Source organism: Streptomyces shaanxiensis, assembly GCF_039537145.1.
GTDB lineage: Bacteria > Actinomycetota > Actinomycetes > Streptomycetales > Streptomycetaceae > Streptomyces > Streptomyces shaanxiensis.
In genome coordinates, this window is record NZ_BAAAZY010000005.1 from 308,465 (window position 1) to 328,965 (window position 20,501).

General features: G+C 70.1%; 21 protein-coding genes. 8 read left to right on the top strand and 13 right to left on the bottom strand.

Translation table 11 applies throughout. The features are described 5' to 3' along the window. Positions 1–153 precede the first annotated feature (153 nt). Positions 154–987, bottom strand: a complete 834-nt coding sequence (locus ABD932_RS06320) for an NAD(P)H-binding protein (protein WP_345009439.1) — start codon at positions 985–987, stop codon at positions 154–156. A gap of 237 nt (positions 988–1,224) precedes the next feature. Between ABD932_RS06320 and ABD932_RS06325 the strand changes: the two genes are divergently transcribed. Beyond that, the gene (locus tag ABD932_RS06325; RefSeq protein ID WP_345009442.1) at positions 1,225–2,253 is read left to right on the top strand and encodes an esterase/lipase family protein; all 1,029 of its coding nucleotides are present in this window, start codon (positions 1,225–1,227) and stop codon (positions 2,251–2,253) included. A gap of 140 nt (positions 2,254–2,393) precedes the next feature. Next, positions 2,394–3,329 (top strand): NAD-dependent epimerase/dehydratase family protein, encoded by a 936-nt coding sequence (locus tag ABD932_RS06330; RefSeq protein WP_345009444.1) that lies wholly within the window; start codon positions 2,394–2,396, stop codon positions 3,327–3,329. Positions 3,330–3,454: 125 nt separating this feature from the next. On the opposite strand, the gene ABD932_RS06335 is transcribed toward ABD932_RS06330, so the two are convergent. Further along, the gene (locus ABD932_RS06335; protein WP_126393163.1) at positions 3,455–3,808 is read right to left on the bottom strand and encodes a winged helix-turn-helix transcriptional regulator; all 354 of its coding nucleotides are present in this window, start codon (positions 3,806–3,808) and stop codon (positions 3,455–3,457) included. 64 nt (positions 3,809–3,872) lie between these two features. Between ABD932_RS06335 and ABD932_RS06340 the strand changes: the two genes are divergently transcribed. Next, positions 3,873–4,766, top strand: coding sequence for an NAD(P)-dependent oxidoreductase (locus ABD932_RS06340; protein ID WP_345009448.1), 894 nt, complete (start codon positions 3,873–3,875; stop codon positions 4,764–4,766). Here the strand turns inward: ABD932_RS06340 and ABD932_RS06345 are convergent. After that, positions 4,735–5,265, bottom strand: coding sequence for an HAD domain-containing protein (locus ABD932_RS06345; protein ID WP_345009450.1), 531 nt, complete (start codon positions 5,263–5,265; stop codon positions 4,735–4,737). The genes ABD932_RS06340 and ABD932_RS06345 overlap by 32 nt on opposite strands. A 201-nt stretch (positions 5,266–5,466) precedes the next feature. Between ABD932_RS06345 and ABD932_RS06350 the strand changes: the two genes are divergently transcribed. Continuing rightward, positions 5,467–6,306, top strand: coding sequence for a nitroreductase/quinone reductase family protein (locus ABD932_RS06350; protein ID WP_345009452.1), 840 nt, complete (start codon positions 5,467–5,469; stop codon positions 6,304–6,306). Between the two features lie 34 nt (positions 6,307–6,340). Here the strand turns inward: ABD932_RS06350 and ABD932_RS06355 are convergent, their stop codons facing one another. From ABD932_RS06355 to ABD932_RS06370, 4 genes are all read right to left on the bottom strand, one after another. After that, complete coding sequence (locus tag ABD932_RS06355; RefSeq protein ID WP_345009454.1) at positions 6,341–8,359, bottom strand: HelD family protein; 2,019 nt, start codon at positions 8,357–8,359, stop codon at positions 6,341–6,343. Positions 8,360–8,426: 67 nt separating this feature from the next. Then, positions 8,427–9,053 (bottom strand): TetR/AcrR family transcriptional regulator, encoded by a 627-nt coding sequence (locus ABD932_RS06360; RefSeq protein WP_345009456.1) that lies wholly within the window; start codon positions 9,051–9,053, stop codon positions 8,427–8,429. 63 nt (positions 9,054–9,116) lie between these two features. Continuing rightward, entirely contained in the window at positions 9,117–11,189 is a 2,073-nt protein-coding gene (locus ABD932_RS06365) for a phosphotransferase (protein WP_345009458.1), read from the bottom strand. Positions 11,190–11,381: 192 nt separating this feature from the next. Beyond that, a complete protein-coding gene (locus ABD932_RS06370) occupies positions 11,382–12,476 on the bottom strand; it encodes a phosphotransferase (RefSeq protein ID WP_345009460.1) in 1,095 nt (364 codons plus the stop codon). A gap of 231 nt (positions 12,477–12,707) precedes the next feature. Between ABD932_RS06370 and ABD932_RS06375 the strand changes: the two genes are divergently transcribed. After that, the gene (locus ABD932_RS06375) at positions 12,708–13,478 is read left to right on the top strand and encodes an HAD family hydrolase (RefSeq protein WP_345009462.1); all 771 of its coding nucleotides are present in this window, start codon (positions 12,708–12,710) and stop codon (positions 13,476–13,478) included. Here ABD932_RS06375 and ABD932_RS06380 read toward each other — a convergent pair. Further along, positions 13,420–14,337, bottom strand: coding sequence for a winged helix-turn-helix domain-containing protein (locus tag ABD932_RS06380; RefSeq protein WP_345009464.1), 918 nt, complete (start codon positions 14,335–14,337; stop codon positions 13,420–13,422). The genes ABD932_RS06375 and ABD932_RS06380 overlap by 59 nt on opposite strands. 173 nt (positions 14,338–14,510) lie before the next feature. Here ABD932_RS06380 and ABD932_RS06385 point away from each other — a divergent pair, with 173 nt between their 5' ends. Then, positions 14,511–14,690, top strand: coding sequence for a hypothetical protein (locus ABD932_RS06385; protein ID WP_345009466.1), 180 nt, complete (start codon positions 14,511–14,513; stop codon positions 14,688–14,690). A 37-nt stretch (positions 14,691–14,727) separates the two neighbouring features. Here the strand turns inward: ABD932_RS06385 and ABD932_RS06390 are convergent, their stop codons facing one another. Both ABD932_RS06390 and ABD932_RS06395 read right to left on the bottom strand, forming a co-directional pair. Beyond that, positions 14,728–15,462: an HAD family hydrolase gene (locus ABD932_RS06390; RefSeq protein WP_345009468.1), complete on the bottom strand. Its 735-nt coding sequence runs from the start codon at positions 15,460–15,462 to the stop codon at positions 14,728–14,730. A gap of 38 nt (positions 15,463–15,500) precedes the next feature. After that, positions 15,501–16,376 (bottom strand): GntR family transcriptional regulator, encoded by an 876-nt coding sequence (locus ABD932_RS06395; RefSeq protein WP_345009470.1) that lies wholly within the window; start codon positions 16,374–16,376, stop codon positions 15,501–15,503. 153 nt (positions 16,377–16,529) lie between these two features. On the opposite strand from ABD932_RS06395, the gene ABD932_RS06400 reads away from it, so the two are divergent. After that, positions 16,530–16,718, top strand: a complete 189-nt coding sequence (locus tag ABD932_RS06400; RefSeq protein ID WP_093904309.1) for a hypothetical protein — start codon at positions 16,530–16,532, stop codon at positions 16,716–16,718. Positions 16,719–16,781: 63 nt separating this feature from the next. On the opposite strand, the gene ABD932_RS06405 is transcribed toward ABD932_RS06400, so the two are convergent. After that, positions 16,782–17,699, bottom strand: coding sequence for a winged helix-turn-helix domain-containing protein (locus ABD932_RS06405; protein ID WP_345009474.1), 918 nt, complete (start codon positions 17,697–17,699; stop codon positions 16,782–16,784). 145 nt (positions 17,700–17,844) lie between these two features. On the opposite strand from ABD932_RS06405, the gene ABD932_RS06410 reads away from it, so the two are divergent. Continuing rightward, positions 17,845–18,024, top strand: coding sequence for a hypothetical protein (locus ABD932_RS06410; RefSeq protein WP_126393176.1), 180 nt, complete (start codon positions 17,845–17,847; stop codon positions 18,022–18,024). Positions 18,025–18,227: 203 nt separating this feature from the next. Here the strand turns inward: ABD932_RS06410 and ABD932_RS06415 are convergent, their stop codons facing one another. Both ABD932_RS06415 and ABD932_RS06420 read right to left on the bottom strand, forming a co-directional pair. Beyond that, a complete protein-coding gene (locus ABD932_RS06415; RefSeq protein ID WP_345009477.1) occupies positions 18,228–19,487 on the bottom strand; it encodes a GNAT family N-acetyltransferase in 1,260 nt (419 codons plus the stop codon). A 352-nt stretch (positions 19,488–19,839) separates the two neighbouring features. Beyond that, a complete protein-coding gene (locus ABD932_RS06420; RefSeq protein ID WP_345009480.1) occupies positions 19,840–20,463 on the bottom strand; it encodes an RsiG family protein in 624 nt (207 codons plus the stop codon). Between the last annotated feature and the right edge of the window lie 38 nt (positions 20,464–20,501).

A 20,501-nucleotide genomic window follows, 5' to 3' on the forward strand; every position in this document is an offset into this window, starting at 1 on the left:
CGTGCGTGGCGGGGGAGAGCGGTGGCCTACTACGCGGACGGCAGCGCGTCGGTGCACCTGCTCAACGACACACGGCACCTCGGCACCGGCAACTCCCTTTCCACATAGGAGGGTTAGGTCAGGCCGGCGAGAGGAGGGGACTTCCGGGCGCTCTCACCGGAAGGCGGCGGCGTTGTCCGACGCCCACTGCCGGAACGGCCTGGCCGCGGACCCGGTGAGCCGGGAGACGGTGTCGTGCACCGTCAGCAGGTCGTCATTGACGTCCCCGCCCATCAGGTCGAGGACCGCGGCCGCGGTCTCGTCTCCCATGAGGGACGCCAGCTGCCGGTGGGCTTCCTCCCGGCTGATCTCGACGAAGGACACCTCCCGCCCCGACACCGCGGCGATGGCGGCGACTTGCTGACGGGCCGTGACGGGTTCCGGCCCGGTCAGTACGTACGTCCGCCCCCGATGGCCCGGCTCGGTCAGCGCCGCGCGGGCCACCGCCGCGATGTCCGCGGGGTGGATGGCGGGGAGCCCGATGTCCGCGTACGGCGCCCGGACCACGCCCTGCTCGCGTATCGCCGGCGCCCACCACAAGGTGTTCGAGGCGAACTGCGTCGGCCGCAGGACGGTCCAGGCCATGCCGCTGTCCTTGAGCAACCGCTCGACGGCCAGGTTCTGGCCGGCCGCGGGCAGATGCGGATGGGTCTGCACCGTGATCGACGACACCAGCACCACATGCTCCACGCCTGCCTGCCGGGCAGCCGCCAGGACCTCGGCCTCCGCGCCCATGCCCGACAACAGGAACAGCGAGCGCGCCCCCGCCAACGCGGCCTTCAGGGAATCCGCCCGCGCGAGATCGCCCTCGACGGCTTCGACGCCCTCGGGGAACGAGGCCCGCGCCGCGTCACGGGTCAGACCGCGCACGGGGGCGGCGCCGGCCAGGTGCAACTCCCTCAGCAGAGCACTGCCGATGTTTCCGGTCGCGCCGGTCACGAGGATCATCGTCGTCTCGTCTCTGTGGTCAGCCGGTGATCACGTCCACTGCACGCTAAAACCCCAACTCCGCTTGAGGTCAAGGAACTGAAGCGCGGCTCCGCGCCCCTCGTCTCCCGTGGGCTGGACGGATGAAAGCGGCCTGCTCCATAAGTAGTACCGCGAGCGGCTGTTGGGCCCTGGGCGGATCCGCTCCTCGATCATCTTCGCGTCGGCGCTCGGCCGGCCTGAGGCGAGGAGTGGCGCGTGGCGGATCGGAATGTTTCCCGGGGACGGTCGAACCGGCTGCGCGCCAGGTGGGCCGCGGTCTGTGCGGGGCTCGCCCTGTCGCTGACCGGGGCTCTTCCGGGCATGGCGGCGGCGTCCGGCACACCCGCGGCGGCCGCGTCCGACACCCCTGCGCCTCCCCGGCCACCGGGCCGGCTCCTCGATGGCCCCGCGGCGTTCCTCGGCGGGTTCCTCCACCCGGATGCGCCGCCGGCCGGAGCCGACGACTGGGGCTGCCGTCCCACGCGCAAGCATCCGCGTCCCGTCGTACTGCTGCACGCGACCTGGGCGAACGCCCACGCCAACTGGAGCATGCTGGCCCCCTGGCTGAAGCAACAGGGCTACTGCGTCTTCGCCCCCAACTACGGTGGCGCGCCGGGCAGTCCGTTCAAGGCGAGCGGCCCCGTCCCGGTCTCCGCCCGGCAGATCGCCGGATACGTCGACCGCGTACTCGAGGCCACCGGCGCCCGCCAGGTCGACCTCGTCGGGCATTCCCAGGGCGGCGGCGTGACGCCCCGCTGGTATCTGCGGTTCGAGGGCGGCACGGATCCCGCGCATCCGAAGCAGAACAAGGTGCGCCGGCTCATCGGCCTGGCGCCGTCCAACCACGGCACGACCGCCCTCGGCCTCGGCACACTGGCCACCGCGCTGGGCCTCAACCCGGCCATCTCCGCCGTTGTCGGCCAGGCGTGGTCGGACCAGATGGTCGGCTCGGAAGTGAACCAGAAGCTGGACCGGGACGGCGACACACAGCCAGGCGTCCACTACACCGTCATCGCCACCCGGCTCGACGAGGTCGTCACCCCGTACACGAACCAGTTCCTGACCGCGAGACCGGGCGCGAAGGTCCGGAACATCACGATCCAGGACGTCTGCCCCGAGGACCTCTCCGAGCATGTGTCGATCGCCTACGACACCAACGCCGCCCAGCTCGTGAGCAACGCCCTCGACCCCGCCCACGCCAAGCCCGTCCAATGCGGTCTCTCCCTGCCCGTGCTCGGCGGCTGAGGCCGGACGCGCGGAACGCGGACCCCGGACCACGGACCCCGGCCCGGGGTGACCGCCGCCTCCCCGCCATGTCACACAGCGGGCGAGCCGTCTCGTCCTAGGTTTCACAGGCGTATTCCGGACTCGGGACGGTGAGTGTCATGCGGGTGTTCGTCGCAGGTGGGACCGGGGTCATCGGGCGACGGCTGGTGCCGCGGCTGGTGGAGCGTGGGCACCAGGTGACGGCCACGACGACGAGCGCGGCCAAGCTCGACCTGGTGAAGCGGATGGGCGCGGAGGGCGTCGTGATGGACGGGCTCGACGGCCCGTCCGTCACCGCGGCGGTGGCGGCGGCCCGGCCGGACGTGATCGTGCACCAGATGACGGCGATCTCCGCGCCGCACTCCGGCAAGCCCGACATCAGGCACTTCGACCGCTGGTTCGCCACCACCAACCGGCTGCGCACCGAGGGGACCGACCACCTGCTGGCCGCCGCGGCGGCGACCGGCGGCCCCCATGTCGTCGCGCAGAGCGCCGCCATCTGGAACGGGATCCGCGAGGGCGGCTGGGTGAAGACGGAGGAGGACCCGCTGCCCGTGGAGACGGGCAGGCTGCGCGCGCTGGGGGAGGCGGTCCGGCACATCCAGGACGTGGTCCTCAAGGCCGACGGGACGGTGCTGCGCTACGGCGGGTTCTACGGGCCGGGCGCCACCGACGACCAGGTCGAGCTCGTCCGCAAACGGCAGTTCCCGCTGGTCGGGGGCGGTACCGGCTACTGCTCCTGGGTGCATCTCGACGACGCGGCGAGCGCCACCGTCCTGGCCGTGGAGCAGCGGGCGAGGGGGGTGTTCAACATCGTCGACGACGAACCGGCGCCGGCCAGTGAGTGGCTGCCGTATCTGGCCGAATGCGCGGGGGCCAAGCCTCCGCTGCGGGTCCCCAAGTGGCTGGCACGGCTGCTCGCCGGGGACGTGGTGGTGACGATGATGACCGAGGGGCGGGGGTTCTCCAACGCCAAGGCCCGGCGCGAGCTCGGCTGGGAGCCGCGCTATCCGTCGTGGCGCCAGGGCTTCCGGGAGGAGCTGGCGCGGTCGTAGCCGTACCCCCGATACCCACTTTTTTGTGCGTACTTGGCAGCGCGCGACCGTCGCCCGACCCTTGATGTGGGTGATCGACGAGGTGCCCGGACGGACGAGGGGCAGATGACGGACGGAGGGGAGATTCAGGGAAGGGAGACCGGCCGGCCGCCGGTCATGCGATCCAGGCGGCGGTGGCCCCAGTCCGACAGCGGGCCGAGCGCCTCGGCCAGGTCGCGGCCGAAACCGGTCAGCGAGTAGACGGTCTTCGGCGGCAGGACGTCGTACACCTCCCGGTGCACCAGCCCGTCCGTCTCCATCTCGCGCAACGCCTGGGTCAGCACCTTCTCGCTGAGGCCCGGCAGCCTGCGGCGCAGTTCCGCCGGGCGGCGGGGGCCGTCCTCCAGCAGCCACAGCAGCGACGTCTTCCACTTGCCGTCGATCACGGAGATCGCGGCGGTCACCCCGCACACATTCGGGTCGTGGCGCCGATGCGTCATGTCCCACCCCTCATACGACACCCCTTTTGTCATCAATTATCGCCACCCTACAGGGAGTTGAGTCATGTCTACCTACGTCGGCGAATCCGTCGTCACCGTCCTCGGTCTGGGCCCGATGGGCCGAGCTCTGGCGGGCGCGTTCCTGGACGCGGGGCTGCGGGTCACCGTCTGGAACCGCACCCCGGGCCGGGACCGGGAACTCCTCGACCGCGGTGCCACGGCCGCCGCGTCCCCCGCGGAGGCGGTCGCCGCCAGTCCACTGACCGTGGTCTGCGTGGTGAACTACGACGCGGCCGACGCCGTACTGCGGCAGGACCCGGTCACCGACGCGCTCAAGGGCCGTACGGTCGTGAACCTGTGCGCCGACACCCCGGCCCGGGCCCGGGACACGGCGGAATGGGCGGCCACGCACGGCATCCGTTATCTGGACGGCGCGATCATGTCGATGACCACGACCATCGGGACGCCCGAAGCGGAGGTCATCTACAGCGGTCCGGAGGACCTCTACCGCGAGCACCTGCCCGTGCTGGAGACGCTCGGCGGCACCCACACCCACCTCGGCGAGGACTTCGGCCGGGCCGCCGCGTTCGACATCGCCCTGCTCGACATCTTCTGGACGGCGATGTCGGGCTACGCGCACGCCCTGGCCGTCGCCCGGGCCGAGGGCATCACCGCGCGGGAACTGCTCCCCCATGCGCAGGGCATCGGCGCGATCATGTCGCCGCTCTTCGAGGAGTTCGCGCGGGACGCCGACGACGGCACCTACTCCGGCGAGCTCAACCCGATCACCTCCGCCGTGTCCACCATGGCCCACGTCATCGAGACCTCCGAGTCCCACGGGATCGACGCGAGCCTGATGCGCGCCGCCGAGGGCCAGGCCCGCCGGGTCGTCGGACTCGGACACGGAACGGACGGGATCACCCGGGTCACCGAACTGCTGGGCCGCCACCTGCGGTGAGCCACTCCTCCAGGACGGTGAAGTCCCGGTCGGTGAGGCCGTAGCGGTGGTCGACCCGGTGGAGGAGGGCGGGCGCGGGGTGGTGGCCGGCCACCCAGGCCCGGTCGGCGTCGGTGATCTCGTCGTCGACCCAGAGGAAGGGGCGCCCGGCCGCCCAGGCCGCGAGGGGCCGTGTCTTCCAGTGCAGGCCGCGGGGCCCGAGCCGGGGTTCGTCGCCCTCCTCCGGCCAGTCCACCACTCGCAGCGGAGGCAGTCCGAGCCAGGGCGCGACGGAGGTGTTCGCGTCCTCCATCCAGGTCGTGGCCCACACCAGCTCGCAGCCGAGCTCGGCGAGCCGGGCCAGACGGGTCCCGAGTGCGGGGTCGATGCGGGCGAGGAGGGGGTGGGCGGCCGTGTCGGGCAGGGGGTGGGGCGGCTCGTACAGCGCGTACGGCCGCTCCGCCCCGAAGGGGATGAGCGTTCCGTCGACATCCAGGAACAGAAGGGCGAGAGGAGGCATCGGAAAAAGGATCTCCCCCGGCCGTGGCACTGCGCTACCGTCAGGTCCATGACTGCCGGGTCGGCCTTGTGCCGTGAGCGAGTTGGGTGTTGCCCGGCCTCTGAGTGAGGTCGCGGCGGCGGGCCAGGAGCCCGCCTCTTTCTCTTCGCCTTCCCTCCGTACGGAAACCAGCGACAGCGAAAGAGACACAGAAAGCAGAGCATGCCCAACGACTTCAATCAGCAGGTCATCGAGGAGTTCCGCGCCAACAAGGGCCGTGTCGGCGGCTACTTCGAGGGCGCCCGGCTCCTCCTGCTCACCACCACCGGCGCCCGCACCGGCCGCCCGCACACCACCCCCGTCGGCTACCTCCCCGACGGCGGCGACCGCGTCCTGGTCATCGCCTCGGCGGCCGGCGCCCCCAGCCACCCGGCGTGGTTCCACAACCTAGTCGCCAACCCCCAAGTCACCGTCGAGAGCGGCGCGTTCACCTACGAGGCGAGGGCGGTCGTCCTCGACGGCGAAGAGCGGGACCGGGCGTTCGCACGGGCCGTGGAGGCGGACCCGGGCTGGGCGGCGTACCAGGAGAAGACGCGGCGGGTGATCCCCGTCGTGGCCCTGCACGAGATCGCCCAGGGCGGCCCGCCGAACATCAACGCGTCCTCCATGGGCGAGGCCATCAAGGTCGTCCACGACGCCTTCCGCCGCGAACTCGCCCTGATCCGGGAGGAGATGACCAAGGGCGGTGCCACCCTCGGCGCCCAGCTCCGCGTCAACTGCCTCACCTTCTGCGCGGGCCTCCACAACCACCACACCGGCGAGGACCTCGGCATGTTCCCCGTCCTGGCCGACCGACACCCCGAGTTCGCGCCCGCGCTGGCCCGACTGGGCAAGGAGCACGAGCGGATCGCCGAACTCGTCGAGGACCTGCGCCGCGTCATGACCGCCGAGGACCCGGAGCCGGCGGCCGCCCGCGCCGAGGTGGAGCGCCTCACGGCGGCGCTGGAGGCGCATCTGACGTACGAGGAGGAGCAGTTGATACCGATCCTCGACGCCGCGTAACGCCCCATGGGAGGCCGTCGCCCCCCGTCGCCCCTCAGAACGGCAGCGGTCTCCCATGCACCACCTCCAACCCCGCGACCGCCCGCGTCACCACCACATACAGCCGGTGCCACCCCCGCTCCTCCGCCTCCACGATCGCGGCCGGCTCCACGGCGACGACATGGTCGTACTCCAGCCCCTTCACCACACTCGCCGGCACGACCGCCACCCGCGCCCCCAGCTCGTCCGCACCCCCCACAGCGATCCCGGCCGCCCCCAGCGCCTCCCGCACCCGCCCCACGTCCCCGTCGGCGGCGACGACCCCCACGGACCCCTCCCGGCCCAGTGCGTCCCGCACGGCATCCACGACCGCCCCCACCAGATCGCCGTCGGCCTCCCGGAACCGCAGCTCCCCGTCGCCCCGCAGCGAACGCGCCGCCGGCACCTCCACGTCCAGCCGCTCCAACAGCCGGTTGGCCAGCGCCAGCACGGCCCCGGGCACCCGGAACCCCGTCGTGAGCGGCACGATCACCGCGTCCGGCTTGTCCAGATGCCGCAGCACCGTCTCCCAGGACCGCGCGGCCCAGGGCGTCGTCGCCTGCGCCAGATCCCCCAGCACGGTCACCGACCCGAAGACCGCCCGCCGCGCGATCGCCCGGCACTCCATCGGCGACAGGTCCTGTGCCTCGTCGACGACGACATGGCCGTACCCCTTCGGATGCTCGATGAGCCCGGCCACCTCGTCGAGCAGCACGAGGTCGGCGGCCGACCAGCGCGCCGACTTCCACGACCGCGGCGGCTTCGCCCACAGCAGCGCCTTCTGCTCGTCGCCGTCCAGCAGCCCGTCGGCGGCGGCCTCCAGCACGGCCGGGTCGGTGAAGAGCGCGGCCACGACCTCCTCGGGCCGGACCCGTGGCCATACGGCGTCGACGTACGCCCCGACCGCCCGCGCCCCCGAGATCCTCCGCACCCACGCGCCACTCTGCGGCCCGGCCCGCCGCTCGGCCTGCTCCTGAATGCGCCGTACGGCCCGCGTACGCACCCGCTCGCGCCCGACGGCATACGGCGTCTCCTCGGCCCGCACCCCCGCGACGATCCGACCCAGCTCGTCCGCCGAGACCCGCCACCGATACGAACCGTCGGGAACGACAAGGGAGTCGAGGGCCCCGCCGGGGTCACCCACCCGGGCATACAGCGCCCGGCGCAGCACCTCCGCCATCCGGACGTCGTGCTTGACGACGGCCGCCCGCTCACCGTCCACCGCACGCACCGGACTCCGGGCGATCTCCTCCCCGAGCGTCGACTGCCGGACGCCCGTCTCACCGAGGGCGGGAAGGACCTGGGAGATGTACGTCAGAAAGGTCCGGTTGGGACCGAGGATCAGCAGGCCGCCGCGGCGGATGCGCTGCGGGTGGGTGTAGAGCAGGTAGGCGGCGCGATGCAGGCCGACGGCGGTCTTGCCGGTACCGGGCGCACCCTGCACACACACCGACAGGGCGAGATCTCCGCGTACGAGATCGTCCTGCTCGGGCTGGATGGTGGCCGCGATGTCCCGCATGGGCCCGACGCGGGGCCGCTCGATCTCCCGGGCGACGATCTCGCTGGCCCGGGACTCGCCCCGGTCGAGATGCTCGTCCTCCAGCCCGGTGAGGTCGGCGGAGTCCCCACGGCTGCCGGGCGCCCACCCGAACCGCCGCCGGACGGCGACCCCCTGCGGGTCACGGCCGGAGGCCTGATAGAAGGCGCGGGAAACGGGAGCCCGCCAGTCGACGACCAGGGGCGGGTCGGCCGGGCGCTCGGTGATCCGCAGCCGCCCGATGTGCAGGCTCTGCCGATCGGTCTCCAGCCGCCCGAAGAACAGGGGCCCCTCGGGCAGCTCGCGCATCTCCTTCGCGCGGCTGCGCAGCTGGTACCCCAGCACTTCGGCGTCGGCACCGGAGGCGGAGACGTCCTCGCCGGTGACGACGTGTTCCTGGGCCCCGTCGACCATGGCGGCGAGGGCGGCGCGGCAGCGGTCGTGGTGGGCGCGTTCGTGGCGCAGGGCGTGGTGCAGGGCAGGGTCGGTCGACGTCATTCCACCGAGCGTACCCAAAAAACGTAACCGGGTTAAATATTTTACCGAGCCTCAGGCGCGTCGGCCCTCACCGAACGGTCAGCCGCGGCAACCCCGCCTCCAACAGCCCGAACGCCCGCTCGGCCGCCGCCACCGCGTCCCCGCGCACGTCGGCCGCCCGCTCCCCCGCCGCGATCCGCCGCCAGTTCTCCAGCGCCAGGACCCGCTGCACGGCGACGATCTGCCCGGCGGCCAGCCGCGCGTCCAGCCCTCCGCCGAGCGCCTCGGCGAGCGCCGCCTCGGAGCGTTCGAGATAGCCGTACAGACGGGCGGCCAGCGCGGGAGTCCCGTACAGCATCGACTGGTAGGCGAGGACGTGCGGATCGTCATTGAGCCCGGTGATCGGATCGAACCGCTCCAGCCCGTCCAGAAAATGCCGCCGCAACGCCTCCACCGGCGAGGGCCCCTCCCGCACGACCCGCGCGGCCTCGCCCTCGTGGTCGGCGAACCGGTACAGGACGAGATCCTCCTTCGTCGGGAAGTACCGGAAGAGCGTCGGCTTGGAGATCTCGGCGGCGGCCGCCACCTCGGCGACGGAGACGGCGTCGAAGCCCCTCTCCAGGAAGAGGCGGACGGCGGTGTCGGACAGGGTCTGGTACATCCGCTGCTTCTTGCGCTCGCGCAGGCCGGTGTCGCCGGTGCCCGTCTCGTTCATGCGGGTGAGCCTACGCACCGCCGGCCCGCCCGCCCTCATCCGAAGGCGACCGCGGGGCCGACGTCAGGCGATGGCCGCAGGTCGGACGGGGAGGCCGAGGAAGCGCCCGGCTGCCTCCAGGGTGCGGCCGTACGAGTCCACGGCTCGGCGGACATAGGGGGCTCGCAGGCCCGCGCCGGTCACCAGACGGTCGAGGTCGAGGTAGGCCGACCGCACGAATTCGAGCCCGCGGTAGACGTGCCGGTCCTTACGCCAGTCGCGGGTGAACTCCCCGTCCAGCTGGAGCACCCAGCGCCGGAACATGCGCGGGTATATCTCGGGTCGGGTACGGGTGAGGTGCATGTGCCGGACCAGGTCATGGAGCGGGTCACCGACCAACGCCAGCTCCCAGTCGACGATGGTCAGCCACGGGTGGCCCCGGCGGCGTACGAGGTTCCACGGATGAAGGTCACCGTGGAGCAGGGCGGGCTTCCGCTCGCTCACCCGGAACCGGGACAGGATCTCCCCGAGCCGGCCGGCCCCGGGCAGACCCAGGAGCCGGGCCAGCTGCTGCGACTCCTTCGGCAGGGCGGTCACCAGGCGGACGAGGTCCGCGCACAGCCAGCGGAAGAAGTCGCCCGCGTCGGCCATCGGGTCGAGCTTTCGGTGGTCGACCCGCGTCAGAGCACACAGCTGGTCCACCAGCGCGTCCGCCTCGTGGGGAAGCAGGCCGTGCACCGGATGCCTGGGGGACCGGTCGAGGTCCGGCTCGCCGGCATAGGTGTGGATGGCGAACGACTCGCCGCCGTAACTGCTTCCCACGGCGAGCACCTTCGGGGCCGCCACGTTGGCGCGCGACTCCTCGATGGCCCGCAGAACGGCTTGCTCGCTGAGGAAGCCGCGCTCCCGCCGGTGCGCCGTCGCCAGGCCGCGTCGCACCACCACCGGGAAGGGGAACTCCGCCGGCCAGACCACCGAGTTGCGATGCGCGGTCCCCTCCAGCATCAGACGGGCCGGAACCGCGCCCTCCGCGGCGAGGGCGACCGGGACGGCGGAGTGCGGGAACTCCGGCCGCTCCGGAAAGCGTTGATCCGGCTCCCAGCCGATCGTCCGGGGGCCGGCGGTACGACGGCCGGTGCGCTCGGCGTCGGCGGGTCGGGCCGCCCGCCACCGGAACAGGATCCCCTCGACCGCGGCCACGCGCGGCACACTCGTCAGCCCCAGCGGCTCCTCCGCCGTCTCCAGAGCCCGGCACACGGACTCGGCCGCCTTGTGCAGGCCCTCCTCGCCGGCCGAACTCCGCAGAGCACCGGCGGCGCGCATGACGTCCGGATAGACGGACTGCCCGTGCTCGAAGGCGAGGTAATGGCTCAGGTCCTCGGTCAGTCCCTCGATCGCGGCCGGGCATATTCGCTGCATGGCTTCCGCCCAGACGCCGATCACCTCGTCCACCTGGTGGTCGGGGTACTGCATGCGCACGAGATGCGTGGCGAGGTCGTGCAGAGGGTCGCCGTAGGTCGCCAGTTCCCAGTCGATGCGGACGACGGGCGTCGCCGCCGCCTCGGGGACGATCAGGTTGTCGCGATGCAGGTCCGCATGGAGCAGGCCGTAGGGCCGGGAGCGCATGGCGGGCACCCGTCGGCCCAGCCGGGCGAGAGCGTCCTCCGGGACGCCCAGCGCGGCGAACAGCCCACCGAACTCGGCCCGATTGGGCTTCCGGATGCTCCAGTCGGCACGGCTCACCAGCAGGCGCAGAAAGCCCTGGCTGTCACCGTCACGGGACCAGAACCACGGCAGTAGGGGCAGTGCCTCCCGTCGCACCGTGAACGTCCCGGCCACCTGTTGGGCCAGCACCTCGACGTACAGGGTGTCGACGGGCTTGCCGTTCTCGGAGTGGACCGACAGCGGCTTGCCCTCCACATAGCTGTGGATCCGGAAGCCATCCCCTTCGGCCAGGCATTCGGGGGTGCCCGTCTGGACGCCTCGTACGGCGTCCAGGACCGCGCCCTCGTCGAACCACGTCCTGAGAACAACGGGCGTCGCGCCGGTCTCGCGGACCCGCACGATCACCCTGGTGCCGGGCTCCAGACCGAGCAGTCGAGCGTCACGCCGGGGCAGCTCCCACACGTAGTTCGAGTTGTGGTGCCCCCGGCTCACCGCGCCACTCTGGCGCGCCAGCCGGAGGATCTCGTCGCTCCGCCCCTGATCCACTCGCACACGGCGAGCGGGGCGGGGAGCAGGACGTGCGCTCACAGGCCGCTCCTGTCGGACATCACGGAAGCCGGACTCGAGAAGAGGAAGATACGGCAGTGTCGTGCCGTGCAGGTGGAGAATCCTGTCAATGTGAGACTACGAGGCGTCAGAAGCGTTCATTACGACCGTGTCCGTTTCTCTGTGCCAACGGACCAGCGCAGCCATGATCTGCTGAGGGGTCCGCACCTTCTCCAGCCCGAGCGGCTCGGCGGCCGCCGTCAGGATCCGGTGGAGTTTAGCGGAGGCCGCGGGAAGACCCACCCAGCTGAATTCCGTCTGCTCACGCAGTTTCAAGGACACGCGAATGACATCGGTGAACACCGACTGCGCCCTCTTGAAGTCGAGAATCCGCGGGAGGTCCTGCTCCCAGCCGCGGGAACTTCCGGGATGGACGCGCTCGACGACCCGGCGCCATTCCAGCGTCATACGGTCTTCCTGCCACGCCGGATAGCGCATCAGATAGAGATGGGTGGCCAGGTCGTACAGGGGGTCCCCCACCATGGCCAACTCCCAGTCGATCACCCAGAGCCGGCCCTGCGGATCGACGATGAGGTTCTTGCGGTGCAGGTCCGCGTGCAGCAGGCAGAAAGGCCGCCTCGTCAGACCGGACACTCTCTTCCTGAGCCGGGTGAACGATTCGTCGTGCACGCCGAGTTCCCGGAACAGCCCTTCGAACTGCGGGCGGTTCCTCTCGTAGACCTGGTCCTCCATGAAGACGATCAGGCGTTCCAGGAAGCCGTCGGTGTCACCGTCGTCGGGGCGGTCCTCGGGCTCGCAGCGCCGCTCGGCCTTCAGCATGGGTGGCCTGATCCGGACCATCTCCCGGAACAGGTCGACGAGTTGGTCGAAGATCGCGTCGGACACACGTCGGCTCGACCACCAGCGCCGGTCGCCGACCGTACGCCCCTCGATGAACCCCTGAAAGTCCGTACCGCCGATGGCCACGATGTCCGGCACACACCCGATGTCGTGCTTCTTCAGGGCCCTGAGCAGCTCTTCCTCCGACTTGAAGCACCGTCGGTCGAACCACAGGATCTCCGCACGCGGCTCCCGGACCTTGATCCAGGTCCGTTCCGCCAGCAGGACGTGGGTCACATGGTGGTACCCCTTGAGCGGACCTCTGACGAGTCCCGGATCGACGCTCAACTCGTCGGCTCGCTGCCGATCGTCGGAGACCGAGGGGGTTGTCATGCGCTGGGTTCAGGCCATTCCGGTCGGGCCGATGGGGAAGAGGGGACGCACGTTACTACTCCGGAGTCAAACAACGGTGGAGAACTCGTGCATTCGGGTGACCGGCCCCCTTCCGGGCCAAGCGGCGCACACGAGAACGACGGACCCGACACAGGTGGGGAACCGGCCGGAAGCGCTGGCAGACCGGCTGGGCGGTGGGCCAGACTGTCGCGATGACCTCAGGGAGGCACATTGGGTGACACGATCGACGACCAGGATTCCCTGCCGGCCCTCCTCAACCGGACCAAGGCGGTTCTCTTCGACTTCGACGGGCCCCTGTGTTCCCTCTTCCGGGGCCTGCCCACGAAGGACGTGGCGGACGAGATCAAGGAGACGGCACGAGGGCACCGGGGGTGGAATCCCCTCGCCGCGGAGGTCGAGCGCTGCTCCGACTCGCACGACATCCTCCGGCACCTCAGGGACATGTACGAGGCGGCCCCCGTGCGGCCCAGTCCCCTACCGCTCAAGCTTGCCGAGGACATCGTGACGCGGGCGGAGGACAAGGCTGTCGAGACCGCCGAGCCCGCGCAGGACATCGTCACTCTCGTGGAACTGCTGTCCGGACTCCGCATGCGCCTGGCCGTCGTGAGCAACAACGCCGAGAAGCCGATCCGGAAATTCCTCGACCGGTCCGACATCCGGCTCGGTTCGACATTCCACGGCGTATTCGGCCGGGATCCGCACGACGCACGGCGCATGAAGCCGGACCCGCGCTGTGTCGAGCGCGCCATCCAGGAACTCTCCCTCGACGCCTCCCACTGTCTTCTCGTCGGTGACAAGCTCTCCGACTTCAAAGCCGCCCGGTCGGCGGGGACCTGTTTTCTCGGATACACCCGGAAACCGTCCCGGGCCGCGGACATGAAGGAGAGCGGAGCGGAGGCCGTGGTCTCCTCGCATCAGCCGGTCATCGAGGCGGCGCGCCTGCTCCGTGCCGCTCGGCCGGCCATTCGTCCGGTGCGCTGACGAGCTCCCAGGCGGAATCGAACCAGCCCTGTTTGTCGTCCACGAACTCCGTTCCCGGTGAGTGCTGATCGGCGTCCTTCACGTGATGGGTGAGTGTGGCGCCCAGTCCGACCACGTCCATCGCCATGATCTCCTGTCCGTCGTCCAGTTCGATGGGTCGCTTGTAGATCCCATAGAGGCCGAACAGTGCTTCCTCCTGGTTGACCAGGTACAGCTTGAAAGTCGGCAACAGCTTGGTCCGCCGGATCTGGAAGTCCACCGAGGGCACGAGCTTCTCGGACTCCAGCTGCCTCATCACCGCGCGCAGGCTGTCGGTGTGCCGACGCGCGATATCCAGGAACCGCGCTTTCAGGAGTTGGTCGTACTCGGGGTTCTCCGGTTTCAGGTACGGGAAATCGAGTGACTCCTCGGGCAACAGCATGCGCAGGGCTATGCGTTTCGGGGCGATCTCCTTGACCTGGATCCGCTCTGCCTGCACCCGGATATGGGCGTCCAGGGACTCCGCCGTCAGCGTGAAGACGTCCAGCGTCACTTCGCGCCTTTCGAAGGCCTGCTCGATGAGTCGTCCCAACGTGACCTTGCGATCGGGCCACTTGACGCTCGTCGGCGAATCGATCCGCTGGTTCCTGATGACCTTGGTGCCGCTCCCCTGACGCGTCTCGATCCAGCCCTCGCTCACCAGCTCTCTGAGCACCCGCTGCACGGTGTCCCGGGAGACTCCGAACTCGTCGGCCAGGTCGCGCTGCGCCGGAAGCTTGTTGTTCATCGGGTACCGGCCGTCGGTCATACGAGCCCGCAGCTCCCTGGCGACACGCTCGAACTCCCTGCCGCCACCGTCGCCACCGTGCTCGCCGCCCACAACGCGACCGTACCTCTCCGCGCCGCCGGGCAAACCCGCTTCCAGCCACATCGGCAGTCCAACTTGACTGCCGGTTAAGGGATCAATGGGCCAGGGCAGAACCAGAATAAGTCAACCAGTCCAATTGGACTGCAAGTTGATCGCCTCGAGGAGAGCTGTAGCCGGGGGGACTCATGAGCAAGAATGCGCTGCTGCACATCGGATTCGCCATAGCGGACCAGGTCGTCCGGTCGCCCTACGGGGCGCTGGTGATGCTGGGTCTCTTCTTCCTCGTCATCGGGATCCAGGCACATAGCAGGACCTGCGCGTACGTCGGGGCGGTGGTGCTCATCCTGCTCATGACCCAGGCCTGAGAGGGTTTCACCGATGAGCGGCCGGCCGCCGCTTCAGTCAACCAGTCAGATCGGTCGGCTTCTCACGCAACAACTGCAGCAAGGGCTCCAGGGAGCCGACGACATCCTTCACCTTGACGTCCCGCAGCGAGTTCTCCTTGTCCTCGTCCCGCGCATAACCGAGGAAGGAGACGCCGGCCTCACGGGCGGCGGCGGCGTCCGCGGGTGAGTCGCCGATCATCAGCGCGGTGGCCGGGTCGGCCCCCATGGCGCTCAGCGCGCGGTTGAGGCAGTGCGGGTCGGGCTTGAGGAGGCCGAGGTCCTGCGTGCGGCCGTATATGTGAGGGGCGAAGCAGGAGAGCAGGTCGCGGCTCTCCAGGTACTTGTGGACAGCCAGTGGAGAGTTGTTCGTCGTGATGGCCAGGCGGGCGCCCACGGCCTTCCAGGTTCGGATCAACGGGTCTGCCCACGGCGTGGGCATCGCGCCGATGGCCGCGTGGAGTTCCTCCTTGGTGAGACGTTCCTCCATCTCCGCCACCAGATCGCTGCCGGGATGTCGGCTGTCGACCGCGCGCAGCACGGCCTGCGGATCCTGGAACCCCCGCTCCTGCTCCATCAACAGGTAGGACAGGCCGACCCGCTCGAGCCACTCCACGAACCGGGCGGCCACGCCCGCTGACGGGTGCCGGGCGAACAGCGTGCAGATCGGCCCGTCGAAGTCCCACAGGACGACCCGCGCACGGGCTATGAGTTCTTTGAGCCTCTCGGTGTCGTACTGCGTCTCTGCTGCCACCGGTTCAGTCTGCGCCGTATCTGTCGTGTCTGAAGTCACTAGGAGAGTGTCAGGTCCGTCGTGATGGTTTCCCAGAGGGCGTCGAACCACTTCTCGGACTCCTCCACGAACGCGGCGTCGCGCCCCCTGGCCTCCTTCGCGAAGGAGAAGAGGACGGACTTCGAGCCCAGGGCGTCGTACATGTCCAGCATTTCGCTCTCGTACTCCTCCTGCCGCTCGGTGAGTACGTAGTAGCCGATCAGCGCTTCCGTCCCGTTGAGCAGGTACAGCTTCACCGGCGGGGTGAAGGGCAGCGCGCGGAAGGTGACATGCACGTCGATGCCGTGGGTGGACCGTACGGCCTGCAGGTTGTACCGCAGCACCTGCGCCTGGGCGTTGCGCATCTCCAGCCAGCGCTGGTGGACCAGGTCGCCCTCGCTGCTCTCGACCGGGACCGGGAAGGCGAGGGTGATGTCCCGGGACGGCAGCAGGATGCGGACGTCGATCGACTCGGGGTGCAGGGTGCCCTCATGGATCAGCCGGATGGGCTCGCCCAGCGCGAGCATCAGGCTCTCGGCCGTGAGACAGACGGCGTCGATGCGCACGTGCGGCGCCGCGAACGCCTCCGTCAGACGTGGCGCCAGCCCGACCACCGTCGGCTGCGGCCCCTCCCGCGCCGGCGTCGACTCGGCGATCCGCGGTGGGCTCCCCCTGCTCACGTTGGTGAGCAGCCCATCCTCCTGGAGCGCGCGCAGGGCCTGGCGTACGGTGCCTCGCTCCACGCCGAACTCCTCGGCCAACTCGGCCTGGGTGGGCAGGCGGTCGCCCGCCTTGAGCTCACCGACGCGGATGCGTTCCCGCAGGATGTCCGCGATCTCCTGGGGAGAGAGTCTCCTGCTGCCGTTCACTGCCACGTTCTCCTGAGTCACGACCAAACGCTACAACTCGGATCTATCTAGCGGGAGTTGTTTGTAGCTTGTTTCAAAGTAGGGGCCAAGTGGGGACAACTTAGTCAGAGTTGGCGTCAAGTTGGTTGAGTTGGCGGAAGTAATCCTTCCATCCCCAGAAGCCCGAAGGGGGAAACACCGATGCCCGTCCTCGCACTCCTCTCCGCCGTCTTCGTCGTAGGTGTCGAGCAGACCCTCCAGTGGAAGTACGGCGCCACCGGCATCATCGGCCTGCTGCTGCTCACCATAGGCATCAAGGCCAAAAGCCCGACCATCAGTTCGATCGGGGCCGTCGTCCTCGCCGTCCTGGTCTCGGGGCCCGCTCTATGAGCCCTGCGCCCGCCGGGAGCGACGAGAGCGACGAACACACAGGTCAAACACTGTGGGGGACGATCAGCTCGTGAGCACCAGCTCCGAACTGATCGTCTCCCACAGCGCGTTGAACCACACATGCGACTGCTCCACGAACGTCGTGTCCCGCAGGCCCGCCCCCTGCTCGAAGGCGAACAGCGTGGACTGGATGCCCGGGGCGTCGTACATCTCCAGCTGCTGGTGGTCGATCTCCACCTCGCTGCGTGCCAGCGTGTAGTAGGCGAAGAGCGCCTCCGTGCTGTTGAGCAGGTACAGCTTGACCGGCGGGGTGAACGGCAGCGCGCGGAAGCTGATCCGCACATCGATGCCGTGCGTGGACCGCAGCGCCTGCAGATTGTGCCGGAGCACCTGGCCCTGGGCGTTGCGCTGGGCCAGCCAGCGCAGGCGCAGCTGCTCGTCGGCGGCGTCGGCCGTGGCGTCCACCGGCGTCGGGAAGGCGAGCGAGATGTCCCGGCTCGGCAGCAGGACACGGACGTCGACCTTGGCCGGTTTCAGCTGCCCGGCGTGGATCTGGCGGAGCGGTTCGCCGATGGCGAGCGTGAGGGAGACCGCGGTCAGGCACAGGGCGTCGATCTCGACGTGCGGGGCCGCGAAGGCGGCGGCGATACGCGGAGCCAGGGCCACCATGGTGGGCTGCGGCGGGGCTCCCGGGCCGGTCAGCGCCTTGCCGAGGTCGGGAGCGACGGTCGCCGGGGCCCCCTTGGACACGTTGGTCAGCAGGTGCTCGGACTGCAGGATGCGCAGCGCCTGTCGTACGGCTCCGCGCTCGACGCCGAACTCGTCGGCCAGCCTGGCCTGGGTGGGCATGCGCTGGCCGGGCCGCAACTCGCCCGAGGTGATCCGGGCGCGCAGCTCGTCGGCCACCTCCCGATGTGACTTCTGTGGCCGCTGTGACCTCTTCCGCCCATTGACGGAGGCGTGTTTCGGCTCCACGACCAAACACTACAACTTCCCGCCATCTTTAGGCAGTTCCGGGGATGGTGGTTATGAGACGTTCCAAGCGGTCATAAGTACAGTGAAGTTGGCGACCAACTTCAACAACATGGTCAAACTTCAAATGGGTTGGCCTGGAAGGGGGGTCGGCATGCCGCTCGTCTACCTCGCTGTCGCCGCACTCGCCATCGGATTCGAGCAACTCGTCCAGTGGAAGTACGGGCCGATGGGCATCGTCGCCTTTCTGGCGCTGTCCATCGGCATCAAGGCAAAGAACACCATGATCGGCGGCATCGGCGCGGTGATCCTCGTCATGCTGCTCGCCCACTAGGCCCTGTTGCTACGGCAGGACCCAGGCACCAGGTTCGGTCGGCCGGGCTCCCTTCCGGAGGGGAGCCGGGAGCCCGGTCGGTCAGCACAGTCACAACTTCACATCGACAACCGAACAGCGAACGCACAGCCACAACTGAACAACAACCACAACCACACAGCTCGCTACGGATGAGCAGACCTGTCGCCGGCAGAAAGGAGACCTCAGAAGATGTCCGGGCACCAAGGTCGCCCGGACGTACGCAGCAGGGCGTCGGCCACCCGGGCGGCGCCCGCTCGTTCTTCCCGCACCAGCCCCAGCGCGGCGAGCCGTACGGCGGACTCGTCACCGAGCCACAGCCGCGCCAAGTCGGCGACGTCGAGGACGAGTTCGGCGGCGTCGGTGGTGGGCGTGCAGGATGCGCCGTCCGCGGACGCCTCCAGCCGGAACCGCCCGCCGGCCAGTCCGCCCCCGTCCACGACCTCCAGCACCAGCGAGCCCTCCCCGTCGTACGTACGCGCCTCCAGCGCCCGTACGACATCCAGGATCCGCACCCACAGCCAGTCCGCCAGCGTCGTGAGCCGGGCGGCCCGCGGATCGGGCAGGTAGAAGGGCAGCAGGTCGTCGGGGCCTCGCCAGCCGCTCTTGACCGTCGTGATCCAGTCGATCGAGCACAGGTAGCGCCACAGGTTGCGCTCGGCGTCCGGGGTCGCCGCGATCAGCCAGTTCACGGTCGCCGTGTTCAACGGCTGCTTGCCGTCGCCCCAGTGGTCGTCCGCCTTGTACGACACCAGTCCGTCGACCTCGCCGCTCGCCGAGCGGTACACGGCGAAGAACGGCTCGGCCCACGGGGAACTGTCCAGGTGCAGCAGGCCGGTGTTGGCCTGCCACCAGCGCTCGTCGCGGTCGACGGCACCCGGCTGGGCGCGGCGCACCCGCTCGTGCAGCTCCGGGCCGATCTTGCGTACGTCCGCCGGGTCCACGACGTCGATACGGCCGCCGTCCTCGGGGCCGGACCACCTCGGGTCGAGGCCGGTCCGCGGGACGTCCACCGTCCACTGGGCCGTCCAGGTCGCCGGGCCGAAGCCGTAGCGGCCGTAGATCGGGTACTCGGCGGAGATCAGGGTCGCGACGACGTCACCGCGGTCCTTCGCGGCCGCCAGGTCGTGGGCCATCATCCGGGTGAGCAGGCCGCGGCGGCGGTGGGTGGGGGTGACGGTGACGTTCGAGATGGCGTCGGCGGGGACGACGGTGCCGCCGACGGTGGTGAGTTCCTGTGCGAAGGAACGGAAGGTGGCCACGCAGCGGCCGGCGTCGAAGGCGCCGAGGGTGCGAGTGGGGTCGATGTACGACGCGCGGTCCGCGATCTCCGCCTCGGCGACGCCGGGGGTGCGCAGGAAGCCGGTGTTCAGGGCCCTGCTCCAGTCGGGGATGTCGGCCTCGGTGATCGGGCGGACCTCGATGTGGGGTTCGGGACGGCTCATGGGGTCACGGTAGGTGGGCGAGCGCGGGGGTGTCGCCGGTTTTTCCTCGCCCCCGCCGCCCCTACCCGTCCCATCCTCCAGGGGCTCCGCCCCTTCGACCCCGGGGCCTTCTGGGGGCTGCCGCCCCCAGACCCCCGCTTCGGCCCTGAACGGGCCTCGTCCTCAAACGCCGGACGGGCTGGAATACCGGGACCGGCGTCGAGATGTGGCCCTCGTCCAGATGACGCCCCCTGCGGGTGGGTGGGGGATCGGGACGGTGCGGCCCTGCCCTCGAACGCCGGGCGGGCTGAAACACGCGAGCCGGCGTCGAGAAGTGGACGCCGGTGGCGTGCGTAGCCGCCTGGCCCGTCGGTTACGTCAGTAGGTCGTCCACCTGGGCCTCGCCCTCCCGGTAGCGGCGGGTGATCTCGGCGCTGCAGTCGTCCGCCGTTCGCTGTAGGTGCTGGCGGCGGCGGGAGACCTGTTGTTCGTACCGTACGAGGCGGCCCATCGCGGTGGTGAGCTCGGTGTCGGTGCGGGCCTCCAGGTCCGAGAGTTCCACCTCGGCCAGCATGTCCGCCGCCAGCCGCCGGTACTCCTCGCTCTGCGGGGTGCCCAGCGTCACATGGCGGGCGGAGGAGCGGTGGCGGGCCGGGGCGTCGGTGAGGATCTCCGGGAGGCGGTCCACGACAGAGGCCGCGCCCGCCGGAGAGCGCCGGGCCAGCTCCGCCCGCAGGATGTCGATGCGGCCCTGCAGCAGCCGCCGTACATAACTCAGGTCCGCCTCGTCGCTCTGCGCGTCCCGGCGCAGGGTGCGCAGTTCGGGCAGGCTGAGTACGGTCAGATCCTGTTCGGGCGGCTCCGCGGGCAGCGGAGCGTGCGGGCCGGGGCCCGGATCGTCGGCGGTGCGTTGTGTGGGTGGCCGGATTGCGGCCGGCTGGCCCGCGTGGGTCAACACGACAGCCCCAGGGGGCTGCCCGGTACTCGGTGTGCTCATGTGCCTCTACCGTCCCCTCGACCGGCGTGTGGAAGCAT